We start from the raw sequence: 17,949 nt of genomic DNA, 5'->3' as shown, positions 1-17,949 counted from the left end.
CATGAGAAAGTTAAGAAACCTGATAGTGATCATTATAATTGCATCACTTAGTGCCTGTAATACTTTAGAACTAAAGCCGGAAGGTTTTATTTCACCGGAAGTATTTTATAAGAATGAGAATGAAGCCTTCATGGCTTTAACCGGAGTTTATAATCCTTTAGCTAATGAATCTTTTTATGGTAGAGATTGGTTTTATGCATTTAATATACAAGATGATTTAGGTTATTACGATCGTAATTATACCAATGAGGAGTTATTTCTAAACAACTTTTCTTATACCAATGCCAGAGTGAATAACTTATGGAAAAACCTGTATACAGGTGTAAACCGTGCAAATTCCTTCTTAGAGAATATTGATCGTGTATCTTTTAAAGACGATGCGTTAAAAGAAGCCTATCGTGGTGAAGCAATGTTTTTAAGAGCATATTATTACTTCATTCTTTCCAGTATGTGGGGTGATGTACCATTTAGAGATAAATCTGTTCAGTCTGTATCTCAGGAATCACAGATTGCAGCAACTTCGACAAGTGAGATATTTAGTTTTGTTGTACATGAGATGGAGGCAGCCGTAACAAAGGTATATGATGCGGATAAGCTTACTGCAGTAGGGCGGATTTCTAAATCTACTGTACAAGGCATTTTGGCCAGGGTATACTTAAAGATGGGAGGGTATCCATTAAATCTGGGTAAGCCGGCTTTTGAAAAAGCATTATTCTGGGGAAATGAAGTTAAGAAAAGTGCTAAGCATAGTTTGAATACAGATTATACAAAAGTTTTCATCAATTATGCTCAGGATGTTACTGATGTAACATTCAGGGAAAGTATCTGGGAAATTGAGTTTAAGGGCAATCGACTTGACGGCCATGAAACTGCCGGACTACTGGGAAGCTATAATGGTATCTACAATAATGATAACATTAGTGAAGATACCCCGGGCTGGTGTTATGGTTATCTGTCCTGCACATTAAAATTAGAAGATTTATACAAACTTCCAGAGGATGCTGTAAGAAAAGCCTGGAATGTAGCACCCTATCGTTACAATTATAATACTACCACTAAAGTCAGGACTAAGACCAACTGGACAACAGCTCAATTAGTATATAGAAATGCCGGAAAATTCAGAAGAGAGTATGAACTGGTATCACCTAAAGCTAAAGATTATACACCTATAAACTTCCCGGTTTTGAGGTATGCAGATGTGTTATTGATGATTGCAGAAGCTGATAACGAAGTTAATTCGACACCATCAACGCTGGCATATGAATGTTTGAATTTAGTAAGGAAGAGAGCAATGCCTTCAGCTCCAGCAATTGCTGGATTAACACAAGGAACATTCAGACAAATGATCAGAGATGAAAGGGCACGTGAGCTTTGTTTTGAAGGAGAAAGAAAGAATGATCTGATTCGCTGGGGTATTTATGTGGAGGCCATGACAAATGGAAGAACTACGATGGTAGCTGATTCAAGATGGCATGCAAATAAGAAATACGCTTCTGCGATTGCCAATTATACCTCACAAAGACATGTATTATATCCTATACCTAGTGCTGAGCTCGCTACGAATCTAAAAATGAAACAAAACCCTCTTTGGTAATCAATAAAATTATAATAATGAAAAACTCTTTATATACGATTTTTGCTGTGATTCTCTTTACTTCATGTAATAAATTCTCAGCTGATGTTGATTTCTCGGTTTCATTAGATGCTGACAATAGCTATGAAGTGAATAAACCGATCACTTTTAATTTTAATGGTAATCCTAATTATCTGACTTTCTATTCTGGTGAATCAGGTAATAACTATGAGAACATAAATAGGAATATGGTTGTTGCCGGAGGACTTGAAGCATTTATTCAGTTTAAGGTAAAAGTAGAAGATGCTACAGGAGATAATACTTTGAAGTTATTGATCTCAGATAATTTTACAGGTTTAACAACTAAAAGCTATAAGGCAGATTCCACAGCAATTGTTGATTCTGAGTGGGATGATTTGACGACACAGGCTTTGTTTCCTACTGCTCAGAATGGAGAAAGTGATGTTAATCTGAACATTACTCAGTATTTGTCAAAGCCAACGTCTATTGCTTTTAAATATGAGGCAGTACCCAATGCAACTAGAAAGCAACCCAAATGGACTATATCTAATTTTCATATTATACTAAAGTCTCCAGATGGAGATCAGGTAGAAAGTCTGGATTCTACAAGAAGAGGCTTTGTTCCCTTTGATTTCTTAGATAAAATGACACCATACACCAATAGAACTACAGAGGGTAGATGGAATGTTTCATTCCCTCAAACCACTATGGTTTTAGCAAGTACTGCGGCAGGTTTAACAAAACCATCAAATTTAGATTGGGTAATTTCCAAGCCTGTTATGTTGAATCAAACAGCTCCTGATATGGGTATTGTTGTTAAAAGTATACAAGAAAGAAAGACTTCTTATAGTTATACATTCTCCAAAGCAGGCAACTACGAAGTAGTATTCGTTGCGAAGAATTCAAATTTTGAAAGTGAAAAGGTAGATGTAAAACGCATTCGTGTAAGTATAAAATAATTCGAGCTCATGACTATTAATTTTTGTAAGGTAAAAATACTATTGCTGTCTGCAATAGCATATACAGGTAATCCTGGTGCTGCTTTTTCTCAGGAAAAGAATTCAGATGGTATAGAAATGGTAAATATCCCATCAGGTTTTTTTTATATGGGCTCTAATGGTTTAAAAGAAAATTTTGATGAGAAACCCATTCACAAAGTAAATCTAACTAATGCCTTTAAAGTGTCGGCTACAGAGATTACTAATAAACAGTACGAAGAATTTGACCCTGGTCATAGAAAATATAGAGGAAGAAATGGCTTTTCAAATGACGATGATGAAGCTGTTGTTTATGTAAGTTGGGATGATGCCATAGCTTATTGTAAGTGGCTCTCAAAAAAAGAAGGTAAAACATATCGATTACCTACAGAAGCAGAATGGGAATATGCCTGCAGGGCAAATACCTATTCTACATTTTCAAATGGTGATAAATTGCCGGCAAATGTGTTAAAATGGCAAGATAAGCCAGAGTCCATATCTGTGCAGAAATTAACGGTTAAAAAGTCTAAACCAAATGGTTTTGGTTTGTATGATATGCATGGTAATGTTGAAGAATGGTGCATGGATTGGTATGGTCCTTATAAAAAAGAGTCAATAGAAAATCCTGGTGGATATGCTTCAGGAAATTATAAAGTTACCAGAGGCGGAAGTCACAATAATTTTATGAATTCATTAAGATCTGCTAATCGTTCAGGATTGATTCCTGCTGATAGAAATTATCTGACTGGGTTTAGGATTGTGGAAGTTACTTATAGTACCAAGCAATATTATTCGGAGGAAAATACAGTTCAATTAAATCAGCAGAACGTTAGTCAAACTGCTTTTAAATGGGTACCCAATAATCAACCAGTGTTTCTGGAACCGATTGAATACATTAAGAGTCCGGATTGCGAAACGCAGCCTAACTTGTACGCTCACAATCATTGCCCTGCTATTACCTGGTGTAAAAATGGTGATCTGCTGGCCATTTGGTTTTCTACAGAAAGTGAATTTGGTACTGAAATGGCTATCTGGGCAAGTAGACTAAGAGCAGGCCAGAAGGACTGGGATAAAGCTTCTTTATTTTATAAAGTGCCTGATAGAAATATGACAGGATCTTCTCTTTTTTATGATAAGGAAAGTGGAACATTATTTCATATGAATGGCATGTCGCCATCTGGATGGTGGAAAAACATGGCTTTGGTTTTACGTACATCAAATGACAATGGAGCTACCTGGAGTAAAAGTAATATTATCGCTCCCGAACATAGTCAAAGACATCAGGTGATTGCCGGAATGTTTAAAAACAAACAAGGTTGGCTTGTTCAAGCCTGTGATGCTGGTCCGGGTGTTGCAGATGGTTCAGCATTGTACATCAGTAAAGATCAAGGCAGAAGCTGGAGTGATCCGGCTGAGACAAAGGAAATGCCATTATTTGAAGCAGGTAAGACAGGAGGAAGTATAGCTGGAATACATGCAGGAGTTGTAGAATTAAAGAATGGGGATCTGATGGCCCTCGGAAGAGGAAATGATATTGAGAATCCGGATGGTGTAAAAAAAATGCCATTAAGTATTTCAAAAGATGGAGGAAAAACATGGAGTTATCATGCTTCGGAATTTCCTCCAATATCAGGTGGACAACGTTTGGTATTTATGCGATTAAAAGAAGGTCCTTTACTGGTGGTGTCTTTTAGTCATCATCCATTAAGATCAGTAGGTGATAAAGCCGGGATGATGCTGAACGGTGAAAAAGTTTATGGAATATTCGCAGCAATTTCTTACGATGATGGTAAAACCTGGCCAGTAAAAAAGCTATTATCCGACGGTCAGCATCGATTTATGGATGGAGGTGCATGGACAGGAAACTTTATCATGGATGAAACTCACTCAGAACCAAGAGGCTATTTTGCTGGTACACAGTCCCCAGACGGAATGATACACATTATAAGCAGTAAAAATCATTACAGATTTAACCTTAAATGGCTGGAAACAACACAAAAAATTAACCAATCTAAATAATAAAAATATGTTCATTATTGAAAACTATCCACTCGCCGTTCTCTTTTGTTTCATTACCATGTTATGCTGGGGATCATGGGGCAACACCCAAAAATTAGCAGCAAAAACATGGAGGTTTGAACTCTTTTATTGGGACTATGTTATTGGGGTATTATTATTCTCTTTATTTTCAGCCCTCACATTGGGCAGTATCGGAAGTCAGGGACGTAGTTTCATTCCTGATCTGATGCAGGCAGATTTCTCTAATATTTCTTCTGCTTTTATTGGAGGTATCATATTTAATCTTTCAAACATTTTATTGTCTGCTGCAATTGCAATCTCAGGAATGGCTGTTGCCTTTCCTTTAGGCGTAGGTTTGGCATTGGTATTAGGGGTAGTCATCAATTACATCAGTACACCTAAGGGTGATCCGGTTGTTCTATTTATTGGTGTAGCCTTAATTACAATCGCCATATTATTGAATGCTAAGGCTTATAAAAATATGGGTACCAATAACAGTTCAGCTACAAAAGGGATTGTTGTAGCAGTTGTAGCAGGTATTTTAATGTCGGTGTTTTATAGATTCATTGCTGCATCTATGGATGTAGACAATTTTGCTAATCCGCAGTTTGGCAAAATGACTCCTTATACCGCAGTATTTATATTCTCGTTCGGCATGTTTGTCAGCAATTTTATAATTAATACTGTTGTAATGAAAAGACCTTTTGTGGGCTTGCCAGTATCTTATAAAGATTATTTCAATGGGAACTTCAAAACACATATGATTGGTGTTTTTGGAGGTGCTGTCTGGGGATTAGGTAACTCTCTTAATCTTATTGCGGCCGGCAAGGCAGGAGCTGCTATTTCTTATGGACTTGGACAAGGAGCAACAATGGTTGCAGCACTATGGGGTGTATTTATCTGGAAAGAGTTTAAAGGTGGTCCAAAAGTTAATAATGCTTATCTAACCATGATGTTTATCCTGTTCTTCATTGGTATTGGCTTAATCATTTATTCAGGATCCTAAGAATCGAAAAAAACTAGGCATATGCCCTTAATATTTAGCACAAACTTTAAAAATATATACAAACGCTTAATGCAAACATTATCAGAATGAAGAATGGAATTTTAGTTATAGGAAGTACAAATATAGACATGGTAGCATCGGTATCTCATCTTCCTGTTCCGGGAGAAACAATCGGGGATGCAACCTTTTCTATAAAATACGGTGGAAAAGGTGCCAATCAGGCAATTGCAGCAGCGAGAGCTGGGGGAGAGGTGACTTTCTTTTCTTTCCTTGGGGATGATAGTTATGGAAACTCACTTATTAGCCATTTTCAGGAGAATCATATAAATAGCTCTTACATTGTACAGAATGCGGGTGTTCCGACCGGTACAGCATTCATCTTTGTAGCAGAGAATGGGGAGAACTGTATTGTAGTTGCACCCGGTGCTAATAAAGAAATGTCGGTAGAACGTATTAGTGATTTTATGGCTACGATCAGTAATTATCAGGCGGTCATTTTACAACTCGAAATCCCTAGCGAAACTGTTTATGCAATTATCAGGGAAGCTTATAAAAATCAGGTGAAAGTTATATTCAATCCATCACCATGTAACAGCTCTGCAATTGATCTATTGAAATATACGGATGTTTTAATCGTGAATGAAATTGAAGCAAATGAGTTGGCCGAGTTGAAAAATACTAAAGTCCCTATTCATGTTGTTGCTAAAAAACTTCAGGAAAAGGGGGTTGGCATAGTTATCATTACACTTGGCGAGAATGGATGTTATGTGTTGTCTGAAGACGTAGACCAGTATTTTAGAGGATATAGGGTTGATGTGGTGGATACAACCGGTGCGGGTGATACCTTTTGCGGCTCTTTTACAAGTAAATATATGGAGTGCAATGAGCTTGTCAAATCTGTAGAGTTTGCATTGGCTTCATCGGCAATTGCCGTTACAAAACTAGGCGCACAAACCGCAATTCCTGTCAAAGAAGAAGTAGATAGTTTTTTAATTAAACAATCAGCATATGAGATTTAAACAAATTTTCTTTTTGGCTATTGTTGCAACATTTGCTTTCAATAGTAGTGCAATTGCACAGAAGAAAGCGCTGACCGTTATTTTCGAAACGGATATGGGAAATGATATTGATGATGTACTGGCATTGGATATGCTATACAAGTATCAGGATGCCGGAATAGTTAATATAGCTGCGATCTCCAATAATAAGGGAAATATTTATTCTGTTCCTTTTATTGATATGCTGAATCGTTGGTATGGCTATCCAAATATAACTTTGGGAAATGTACAAAATACTAAAGTTAAGGAAGGTAAGAAGACTTCTTATGTAGAATATGTATCTAATTTAAAAAACGAGCAACAGTCTGACCTTTTTGAAAAGGAGTTAAACACATCTTCAACATTACAAGGCTCTGTAGAAATGTATAGAAAGATTTTATCTGCACAGCCAGATCAATCGGTGATTGTTATTTCTGTTGGTTTTTTAACAAACCTTTCAAAATTAATTAATTCTCCGGCTGATAAATACAGTCCTCTTAATGGTAAAGAATTAGTCCGTAAAAAAGTCAGATTTATGAGTCTGATGGGGGGAGATTTCAGAGTTGAGAATAGAACGAAAGAATTTAACATACGCTATGATATTGCTTCGGCAAAGGATGTTTTTGATAATTGGCCCGGTAATATTTTTGTAAGTCCATGGGAACTTGGCGGACATGTTTTGTTTCCTGGAGAGGTTATAAAAACTGATCTTGCTTATACATCTGCACATCCTTTAAAATATGCATACGAATATTATTCAAAGATGCCTTATGATAGGCCAACATGGGATCTTACCTCTGTACTTTATGCTGTAGAACCTTTGAAACGATATTTTACGGTGTCAAAAGCTGGATTTATTAATACAGATGATAAAGGGGCTACATTTTTTAACAAGGCTAAAAAAGGCAATAGATATATACTTACTGCAGATAAACAACAGCAAGAAAGAATGCTGTTAAGATTTAAAGAGTTGGTAAAACAAAAACCTAAACATCGTTAATAGTAGCTTCAAATTTATATGCTGATGAAATCAATTGCCAACATTCTATTATTATGCTTATTCCTTTCTGCTGCAAAGGCAGAGATAAAACTGCCTTCATTACTAATGGACAACATGGTATTGCAGCAAAATGCTTCAGTGAGTTTATGGGGTAAAGCAAATGTCAATACTGATGTTATCATAAAAACATCCTGGGACAATAAAACTTATAAAACTAAATCCAATGGAGAGGGTAACTGGGAGGTTAAAGTTAATAGCATTGCAGGAAGCTACACAGCTCATAACATTTCCATTAGTGATGGACAAGAAAAACGCCTGAACAATATTTTACTAGGCGAAGTATGGCTTTGTGGTGGGCAATCCAATATGGAAATGAGCACTCGTGGATTTACCAATCAGCCTCTATACAACGCGAATGATGAGATGCTGGATTCTGATTTTTCAGGGATCAGATTGTTTTCAGTAAGAAGGGAATTTAATACACAACCGCAAGACGATTGTAAGGGTGTCTGGAGACTATCTAACCCACAATCGGTAGAGACTTTTAGTGCCGTTGGTTTCAATTTTGCTAAAATGCTCAATAAAACCTTGAAAGTTCCGATAGGGCTGATAGGTTGTTACTGGGGTGGCTCCAGGATTGAAGCCTGGATGAGCGAAGATAAATTAAAGCAATTTATTAAAGTAGATATCAAACCTGAAAGTTTAACACCAGCTAAGGCAAACAGAGCCCCCACGTTATTGTATAACGGGATGTTAAAACCTGTTTCCAGATTCACCATTAAAGGATGCATTTTTTATCAGGGTGAGGCAAATGTTACCAATCCGGGTGCATATCTAAAGCTATTGCCGGAAATGGTGCGTAACTGGCGTGAGAGTTTCAATAATGATTTTCCTTTTTACTATGTGCAGCTTGCACCTTTTAGCTATGAGAATATGGGGTGGAATGCTAATGGTACTGAAGTAGCAATATTTAGGGAAGTTCAGCAAAAGGCAATGTCGGCAATCCCTAATTCAGGAATGGTCGGAACTGCTGATATTGGCTCAGCTTCAACAATTCACCCTCCAGAGAAACGTATTGTAGCCAAAAGACTGGCTTATTATGCCTTATCAAAAACTTATAATCTAACTGGAATAGGGGCAGTACCACCAGCTTATCTTTCCTATGCACGGGATAACCAGAAAATAATTGTTGAGATGGAAAATGCTGGATATGGATTGTCTGCCTATGGCGAAGAAATCGAAGGATTTGAAATAGCCGGCGCTGATAAAGTTTATCATAAAGCAGATGCAGAGATTATAAAAGGTGCAAAAAGTAAAATAGCACTTAAAAGTGGAAAAGTAAAAGAACCTGTTTCAGCAAGGTATTGCTTTAAAAACTATAGCTATGGTAATATATACAACAGTTATGGGGTAGGACTTTTACCCTTTAGGACCGATACTTATTAAATAACAACGCTCTCATTTTTTTCGATTAAACCAACTAACCAAATAGAATATGCTTAACGTTAAAAATCATACTTTAACTATTGCAATCTGTGTGATCTTAAGTTCTTTTATCACAAAAGTGAACGCACAATTTCAACCCCCAAAAGGTCAAAAGCTAAATGTTATTTTCGACACCGACATGGGACCGGATTACGATGATGTAGGTGCAATAGCCATGCTGCATGCTTATGCAGATAGTAATTATGTTAATATTTTAGGTACAATTGCCAGCACAAGATATGAAGGGGTAGCTAGTGTACTAGATGCATTTAACACCTACTATAATAAACCCAATATTCCAATCGGTGTACCAAAAGATGCTTTGAACAGAAGAGACTGGCAGTTCTGGACAGATACTGTATGTATCAAATATCCGCATAAAATCAAAAAGAATAATGAAGCTTCTGATGCAATCGATTTGTATAGAAAGCTACTTGCTGCTCAACCGGACAAGAGTGTAACCCTCATAACCGTAGGGTTCTTTTCAAACATTTCAAATCTCTTAAAATCCAAACCTGATCGGTACTCTCGTTTAAATGGAAAAGAGCTCATTAATAAAAAAGTAAAGTTAATGGTAAGTATGGCCGGGGCCTTTCCGAAAGGCAAAGAGTTTAATGTAGACAGAGATTCAACAGCCTCTTATTATGTTTTTAAAAATTGGGAACCACCTGTTTTATTTACTGGTTTTGAAATAGGCAAAAAAATTAAAACAGGTTTAACACTGATTGCTGATAAAAGTATTGTCAACAGTCCGGTTAAGGATGTATTTCGAATTTGCATACCAAAAAGTAAACATGATTTAGAGGGACGTATGAGTTGGGATCAGACAGCTGTTTTGGTAGGTGTAAAAGGCTACGATCCTTATTATTCGATAAAGAAAGGTCAGTTCATTATTTACAGTGATGGTAGAAATGAATGGAAGGATGACCCAAAAGGCAATCATGCTTATTTAGTGGAGAAAGCTGATTACAAAGGCGTAGAGAAACTGATTGAGCAAACAATGATGCATCAGCCTGGAAAATAAATTAAGGATATTTTTTGAAATCAATGTAATATGAAATTGAATAGAGTAGTAAAGTTGCTATCAGCAATAGTATATCTGGGCGTATTTTTTCTTTCTGACAACTTATATGCGCAGCAAAAAGTTGTAAAGGCGAAAGTCGTAGACGCTTCAGATGGAGGTCCGTTAATCGGGGTGGTTGTAAGAGTGAAGAGTAATATCAAGAACTCTGTAGTATCTGACAAAAAGGGTGAATTTACGATAAGGGCTCAGAATAATGATATTCTGGTGTTCTCCTATATAGGTTTTGAAAGTCAGGAAATCCTTGTTTCTACATTCAAATCGTTGGAAGTGAAATTAAAACCTGCTGCCGAAAGCTTAAACGAAGTGGTAGTTGTTGCATATGGTAAGCAAGAACGAAAGGATTTAACCGGATCTGTCGGGATTGTAAAAATGGATGATTTAACGAAATCTCCCGTTATTTCTTTTGATCAGGCATTGCAGGGAAGAGTAGCCGGTGTAAGTATGTCAAGCAACGACGGTCAGTTAGGAGAAGATATGAATATCGTGATCAGAGGGGCAAACTCTGTGACCCAGAATAATTCTCCTTTATATGTTATTGATGGATTCCCTACAGAAGATTTTTCAGCTGCAACGATTAACCCCAATGATATAGCATCCATATCCATATTAAAAGATGCATCGGCAACAGCCATATATGGCTCAAGAGGAGCGAATGGAGTAGTCATTATCGAAACTAAGAGTGGAAAGACAGGAAAAGTAAAACTCTCTTTTTCTAATTCATTCGGTATTCAGGATGTTGTGAAAACGATGGATGTCATGGATCCATACAACTATGTTAAATATATGCTGGAATTAAACCCGAATTCAGAAGGTATTTTTCTTACGCCTGAGGGATTAGCACTTGATGATTATAAGAAAAAGCCAGCTATCAACTGGCAGGATCAATTATTTAGAACGGCCCCGATGCAGAATCACTATGTCTCTATGTCGGGTGGAACACAGCAGACCAAATACTGGGTTTCAGGTTCAATTGCTGATCAGAAGGGTGTGATAGATCATTCAAGTTATACACGTTACAATGGACAAATAAGGCTGGATCAAAAAATATCAAAAAAACTAAGCGTTGATATGAACCTGTCTTATTCATCTGACCGCACATTAGGGGCTGTTGCTTCTGAATTATCAGAAAGCGGCCCTCAAAGTCAGCAGTATCAATCCTATCTGATGTTTCGTGTATGGGGATATAGACCTGTCCTTGTAGGGCAAACTTCCTATGACGATATGTTTGAAGATGTTTCTTCCTTATCTAGCTTGAACCCCATAATGTCTAATGCCAATGATCATAGAGAAGTTGGGAAAAATAACTTAAGACTAAATGCTAAACTACAGTATCAGATACTTCCTGCATTATCCCTTGTGATTCGGGGAGGAGTAGTTCAAACTCAAACTGAAACAGATCTTTTTAATAACTCAAGAACATATTCAGGATTTCCTTCGGCAAATAATAGTAGAGGAGTAAATGGCTCATACAATTTGTTTAAAAGGAAAGAGCTACTTGGAGAGGGTACATTAGAATATAAGAAAGCTTTTAACAGAGATCACTCCATTTCATTACTAAGTGGATTTAGCATGCAGAGCTATGATGTCAATAGAAAAGGCCATACCGTGTGGCAAATACCTTATGAAGAATTTGGGATGGCAGGTTTAGTAAATGGCAGGCCAAATAGCGTTGTCTCTATAATTGATGAGAATAGATTAATGTCCGCATTTGCAAGAGTAAATTATAGTTACAAGTCGAAGTATGTCTTAACCTCAACTCTGAGGGCAGATGGTTCATCTAAATTTTCCAGAAATAATCGTTGGGGAATTTTTCCATCGGTAGCAGCTTCATGGAACATGAATAAAGAAAAGTTTATGGAGTCACTAAGTTTTATAGATGAAGCTAAACTACGTGCAAGCTGGGGTGTGACAGGAAACAACAGGATTGATAGCTATGCCGCCAGGGGAACTATGGGGGTTGGAGAATATACTTCTTTTAATAATGGTACTCCACTGAACTCTGCAACAATATTGAGTCTGGAAAATGATAAGTTATCATGGGAAGAAACGAGCCAGGTTAACCTTGGCTACGATTTGTCTTTATTCAGAAATAGAATCGCTTTAACATTTGATGTCTACAGAAAAACTTCAAACAACCTATTGTTGAATGCTGATGTACCCTTCAGCACAGGACAAGCAAAAGCTTACAGGAATGTGGGTTCAGTAAGAAATGATGGTGTTGAAATAGGTTTGAATGTAGTAAATATTAGTAACAAGAATTTTAAATGGAGTAGTGATTTTAATATAAGTTTTAACGGAAGTAAAGTGTTAGGACTTAATGACGGACAAGAGAAACTATTCTCCAGTGTTAAATTCACCGGTGATTTTAACACTACTAATTTATATGTTACTGAAGTTGGGGCGCCGATTACTTCATTCTATGGATTAGTTTATGATGGTGTTTACCAGGTTTCTGATTTTGATTTTAAATATGGTAAATATGAATTGAAACCTTCTGTTCCGGCAAATGGTGTGGCCAGAGAAAATATACAGCCGGGTGATCCGAGATTTATTGACCTTAATGGTGATGGAAATATAACCGATGCCGATAATACCAGAATTGGCAGGGCTTTACCTATACATTCGGGAGGGTTCAATAATAATTTTGATTATAAAAACTGGTCGTTAAACGTATTCTTTCAATGGAATTATGGTAATATGATTATGAATGCAAACAGGATTGCATTAGAAGGTAATTATCAGAATATAGCGATCAATCAATATGCCTCTTATATAAACAGATGGTCTGAGGACAATCAAATTAGTAATATTCCAAGAACCAGAGCTCAAGGACCGACAGGGTTTTATTCCAGCCGCACATTAGAGGATGGCTCTTACCTTAGACTTAAAACAGTACAGTTGTCTTATAAATTGCCAAAGAAGCTGCTAAAATCTCTTAACATCGCCAATGTCGGCTTAAATATCGCTTGTCAGAATTTATTCACCTGGAGTAATTATTCTGGTATTGATCCGGAAGTGTCAGTACGGAATTCAACATTGACTACCGGTTTTGATTATTCCGCATACGCGCGAAACAGAATAATAACTGCTGGTTTAAAGCTTGATTTTTAACATAATATGATCATGAAGATGAAAATAATGAAGAACATTTTTATAGGATTCAGCCTTACATTATTACTAAATTCCTGCAACTATCTGGAGACAGAGCCAAAAGGCACTTTTCCTACATCTGATTTTTACAAAACAGAGAAAGAGGTACAGGCTGGCATAAATGGTGTATACAGGGCGCTTTCAAATAATTCTCTTTATGGAGCGAACATGCAGGGAATAATGGGGCTGAGTGCAGATTTAGGATATGAAAGTTATAACAGGGACAGAACTACTGTTGGTTATAATTATGTTTTCTCTACAGACGAGCGTATTGCCAATTATTGGAAATATCTGTACATAGGAATCAGCAGAGCCAATCTTTTACTTGAAAACATTAATAAAGCTCCTATGGATGAAGTTCAGCGTGGAAATATAAAAGGAGAAGCTCTTTTTTTAAGAGCATATAATTATTTCATGTTGGTAAAGCAATTTCAAAAAGTGCCTTTAATACTTGAATCTGCTAAGTCTGCAGAACCACAGTATACACAAATAGCCCAATCTGCCCCAGAGGTTGTTTATGAGCAGATTATTAAGGATATGGAAGAAGCTGAAACCCTTGTTGTTTCTGCAGAAGGATTGTATGGTGGGGGTAGAATTAATAAATCTGCTGTGAATGGTATTCTTGCCAGAGTTTGTCTAACGATGGCCGGAGCCCCTGTTAACAGGAAGGATATGTATGAAAAGGCAGAAAACTATGCGAAAAAAGTCATAGGCTTTGGTATACATGAACTAAATGCTGTGTATGAGAATGTTTTTATTAATTATGCTCAAGATAAGTACGATATAAAAGAAAGTATATGGGAACTTGAATATTACGGTGATAATACAGTGTTTTACAGTGCCGGAATGGTAGGGAGAAATACAGGGATAGCATCGCCTGCGGGATCTTCAATAGGCTTTTGCCAAGGTTTTTTAAGAGCTAGCGGATACTTATACCAGCTCTATAAATCAAATGATAAACGTAGAGACTGGTGTATTGGGAGTTTCACCTATAATTCTACGACTTTAGTACCTCAGCCAGTTGCCGGTACTGAGATATGGAACCGGTATTGTGCTAAATTCAGGAGGGAGAAAGAGCTTAGCAGCTCTAAACAAAACAATGCAACTCCTATTAATTTCCCTATGCTGAGGTATTCAGATGTTTTGCTGATGTATGCTGAAGCTCATTTTAATAACATGAATGCCAATGCTGGAGATCATCAGTTTGCACTAGAATGTTTTAATCAAGTTCGTCGTCGCGGTGCCGGTTTTCCGGTAAAGACAGCTAATGCCTCGGTTGATTATGAATATACCAATCTTCAAAGTTTTATGCAGGAAGTTCAGGATGAAAGAGCACGGGAACTAGCTTTTGAGTTACTCCGTAAAGATGATTTAGTAAGATGGGGTAAATACTATACGCAGATGCAATTTGTGAAAAATACCGTACCTGCAAATTATGCAGAAGCGGTAGTTTATTATAATAACACAGAGGCAAAAGGTGTGGTTTGGCCAATTCCTTCTTATGAAATGGGTGTAAATAGAAAATTAATACAAAATGCAGGCTGGTAATAAACTAAATAATATGAAACTTACTAAATCAATAATACTGCTTTCAATATCATTGTTAACCTGTGGTTTGAATGCTTGTAATGATGACGAAAATATCCCTGAACCAGGTTTAAACATTACAACATCTTCATCGACTTTTAAAGTTGGTGAAGATGTAAAATTTGATATTGAAGGGAATGCTGATTATATAAAATTCTTTTCGGGCGAGAAAGGCAATGATTATGGATATAACTCAACAGATCGTGTTGTCAAAACAATAGACGTAAACATGGCTTTTAGAACTGAATATCAGAATGGCGGACAATTTTCCGATTTACTGAGATTAGTTTACTCGACAAATTTTGATGGTGATTATTCTGCTGCGGGAATAAATAAAGCAACCTGGGTAGATATAACAAGTAGATGTGTGATGCCCACAGCGATATCAAACAATAATAATCCTCTGGGTATTGCAAACAGCAACTTAAATATTTACGATCTTTTCCCTAACGAAGAAACGGTGGTATATTTTGCCTTTAAATATCATATCAAAGGCCCGTCAGGTGTTTACGGACAGCGTACCAATGCAATAATCACCGGTTTTAAAATCAGTTATAAGGATGATGAGGACAAGATAAACTCTTTGATGGAACAATCAACCGCTGCATGGAAATTAATCAGACACACCAATTATGAGAATGAGGCCTCTAATGCAATAACCAGTGATCCCACCAGAATTTTATTTTCTTGTGGTGCAAGCCCGCAAGTGGATAAAATAGCCTACGCTGTAACTCCAGCTATTAATGTTCCAAAACTCATAAATCAAGGGCCCGATTGGGGAATAAGCATAAAGGATTTTCAGGCTTCAAAAATCAGCTCCTATTCACACAAGTTTCTAACGGCGGGTGAGTATGAAGTTGTTTTTGTAGCCTCTAATGCCTACGGTAAAAATATCAAAGCAAAGGAGTATAGAATAAAACTTAACATTACTGATTAACTATAGTTTAAGGTTTAAACTATGATATGAAAACATATAACATGAGAATATCACTTTGTTTATTAATTGTTACTTCGATAACCCTTTGTGCTCTCAAAACGCAGGCGCAGTTGCTTAATGCGAGCCCTTTAAAAGCAGGTGGGGCTAAGGGTTATGCCCCCTTGCGAATAGGGTATACGATAAGCGATGTACCTATTGGATATAGCTATACGGAAAAAACCGTATATCCAAGTATATTTCTTCGTACAAACAATGGTTTGGATTCGTTTAAAGGAATATACATATCCAGATTTTCTCATGTGAGTCAGGATGGGAATTTAGTCTATCAAAGTCCGGTAAAGGTTGATTACCCACAAGGATTGAATGTTTTTCAGGCTGCTTTTTTTCCATATAAAGGAAAAACAATGGCTTTAATGACCGGAAGCAATGGAACATTGGTGCTTACTGAATATGAATCTGATGTCAATGCATTAAAGGAGATAGGAAATGTAAAAGTATCTGGCCTGGGTAGGTTCACATCTATGTCTGTAAGTGTTCTCGCGGATCATAATGTGATGTTGACATTTGCGACCCGTGACAATGCTATTTATCTCCCGACAGATGCTGGTGGTAATATTGACACGCAATCTTATTATGATGGGGCAGGTCTATTCAGGGGAGTGTTTCCACGTGGAGGTGTACGGGAGATCGTATTAAATATAGAAAAGTTAAAGGCAGAGGGTAGTGGCAAAAGGGTATCTAAAGATGATTCTTTTATCATTTCTGCAACATCAGCAATTAAATTAAAGACAGGCAATGGGGGGTACGGTAATGTTGTGACCAATAGTGTAGGAGCTATGAAATATCTTACGGATAAGGGGGGCGCTCAATACCTGTGGACAGCAAATGGAAAATCTTTATTGGTTCACCCTACACAAGGTGCTGTTGCTATACCTTTCACCAATGCAAAAAAGGAGGTGACGTCTATGATTATTGGTGGAGAAGGATCTCTTTATCATTATGAATCCAATGGTTATAAAAATACAGGGGAACCCATTTTTCATCAACCTAAAGTAGTCTTAATGGAGAAGGGAGATATATTTGCCGGAACTGTTGCTTCTCCTAATGTTGTAGATTGGGATGGTGATCATGTACTGGATCTTGTAGTCGGTAATTCAGAAGGCCGGTTATTGTTTTACAAAAACAATGGAACCAACCTGAAACCTGATTTCGCAATGGCTGAGGAAGTACATTCAGCAGGAAAGCCTATTTGCTTTCGTCCCGGTTATCAAATTGTTCAGGGACCGTTAGAAGGAGCATGGGGTTATTTAGGTCCAACTGTTTATGATTGGAATGGTGATGGCTTACCAGATGTTATTTTTTCTGGATCTGATGCCAGATTCGCGGTTATGATCAATCGAGGAACTAAAACGAAACCGATGCTTGATGCTCCAAAAGCATTATCCATCGATAATCTTGAATTATGGGGGCCATGGAGAGTACGACCGGGATTGGCAAGCATTAATGGGAAGAATTGTATGATTACAGTTGATCAGGATAATGCATTGCATCTTTATAATCAGATTGATGAATATAATGTTGAAGATGGGGGTAAGCTAAAGTTGGTAGACGGGAATTATATTACAGGGCATCAGACAGTGGAGAAAAGATTGGGAAATAATTTTGGTCGTGTTAAGCTTGCACTAGTTGATTGGAATGGTGATGGAAAACTGGATATCTTGCTGGGGTGTATGCGTGGAGCATCATTTCCAAGACCAAAGGATGGTTTGCCGTTTTTTCGTAAAGATGTTATGGGGAATAAAATAGACGGATTACAGGTGCTGATTTTCATAAATGCAGGAACCAACGAAAATATGAAGTTTAAATATCCTGAGCAGGTGCAAATTGATGGGAACGAGTTTTATATGGGAATACATGAAAACTCGCCAACTCCTTGTGGTCTGGGTGATACATCAAAAGGTCCTAATTTACTGGTTGGAGTAGAGAGTGGTAAGTTGATGTTCTTTGAACATAAATCTGTAAAGACAACAAAAAATTAAAGCTTATTAAAGTAAAAATGATATTAAATATAAA

12 protein-coding genes are annotated in these 17,949 nt (G+C 37.1%); all 12 read left to right on the top strand.

Annotated features, from left to right (window positions below; translation table 11 throughout):
• Nucleotide 1: 1 nt before the first annotated feature.
• Nucleotides 2-1,594: a RagB/SusD family nutrient uptake outer membrane protein gene (locus tag ABDJ41_RS05910; RefSeq protein ID WP_349784903.1), complete on the top strand. Its 1,593-nt coding sequence runs from the start codon at nt 2-4 to the stop codon at nt 1,592-1,594.
• Nucleotides 1,595-1,611: 17 nt separating this feature from the next.
• A complete protein-coding gene (locus ABDJ41_RS05905) occupies nt 1,612-2,553 on the top strand; it encodes a DUF5017 domain-containing protein (RefSeq protein ID WP_349784901.1) in 942 nt (313 codons plus the stop codon).
• Between the two features lie 9 nt (nt 2,554-2,562).
• Complete coding sequence (locus ABDJ41_RS05900; protein WP_349784899.1) at nt 2,563-4,590, top strand: SUMF1/EgtB/PvdO family nonheme iron enzyme; 2,028 nt, start codon at nt 2,563-2,565, stop codon at nt 4,588-4,590.
• A gap of 7 nt (nt 4,591-4,597) precedes the next feature.
• Entirely contained in the window at nt 4,598-5,596 is a 999-nt protein-coding gene (locus ABDJ41_RS05895) for a GRP family sugar transporter (RefSeq protein ID WP_349784898.1), read from the top strand.
• A gap of 86 nt (nt 5,597-5,682) precedes the next feature.
• Nucleotides 5,683-6,615, top strand: coding sequence for a ribokinase (gene rbsK / locus ABDJ41_RS05890; protein ID WP_349784897.1), 933 nt, complete (start codon nt 5,683-5,685; stop codon nt 6,613-6,615).
• The gene (locus ABDJ41_RS05885) at nt 6,605-7,633 is read left to right on the top strand and encodes a nucleoside hydrolase (protein WP_349784896.1); all 1,029 of its coding nucleotides are present in this window, start codon (nt 6,605-6,607) and stop codon (nt 7,631-7,633) included. The genes rbsK and ABDJ41_RS05885 overlap by 11 nt, the downstream gene beginning before the upstream one ends.
• 24 nt (nt 7,634-7,657) lie before the next feature.
• Nucleotides 7,658-9,079, top strand: a complete 1,422-nt coding sequence (locus ABDJ41_RS05880; RefSeq protein WP_349784895.1) for a sialate O-acetylesterase — start codon at nt 7,658-7,660, stop codon at nt 9,077-9,079.
• Nucleotides 9,080-9,128: 49 nt separating this feature from the next.
• A complete protein-coding gene (locus tag ABDJ41_RS05875; RefSeq protein ID WP_349784894.1) occupies nt 9,129-10,142 on the top strand; it encodes a nucleoside hydrolase in 1,014 nt (337 codons plus the stop codon).
• Between the two features lie 30 nt (nt 10,143-10,172).
• Nucleotides 10,173-13,313 carry a SusC/RagA family TonB-linked outer membrane protein gene (locus ABDJ41_RS05870; RefSeq protein WP_349784893.1) on the top strand — a complete coding sequence of 1,047 codons (3,141 nt, stop codon included), beginning with the start codon at nt 10,173-10,175 and terminating at the stop codon, nt 13,311-13,313.
• 12 nt (nt 13,314-13,325) lie between these two features.
• Entirely contained in the window at nt 13,326-14,900 is a 1,575-nt protein-coding gene (locus ABDJ41_RS05865) for a RagB/SusD family nutrient uptake outer membrane protein (protein ID WP_349784891.1), read from the top strand.
• Nucleotides 14,901-14,913: 13 nt separating this feature from the next.
• Nucleotides 14,914-15,876 carry a DUF5017 domain-containing protein gene (locus tag ABDJ41_RS05860; protein ID WP_349784890.1) on the top strand — a complete coding sequence of 321 codons (963 nt, stop codon included), beginning with the start codon at nt 14,914-14,916 and terminating at the stop codon, nt 15,874-15,876.
• A 26-nt stretch (nt 15,877-15,902) separates the two neighbouring features.
• Nucleotides 15,903-17,915 (top strand): FG-GAP repeat domain-containing protein, encoded by a 2,013-nt coding sequence (locus tag ABDJ41_RS05855; RefSeq protein WP_349784889.1) that lies wholly within the window; start codon nt 15,903-15,905, stop codon nt 17,913-17,915.
• Nucleotides 17,916-17,949: the final 34 nt, after the last annotated feature.

This window comes from Pedobacter sp. ASV1-7 (assembly GCF_040203335.1).
Lineage (GTDB): Bacteria > Bacteroidota > Bacteroidia > Sphingobacteriales > Sphingobacteriaceae > Pedobacter.
This window is presented reverse-complemented; position numbering and strand designations above follow the sequence as displayed.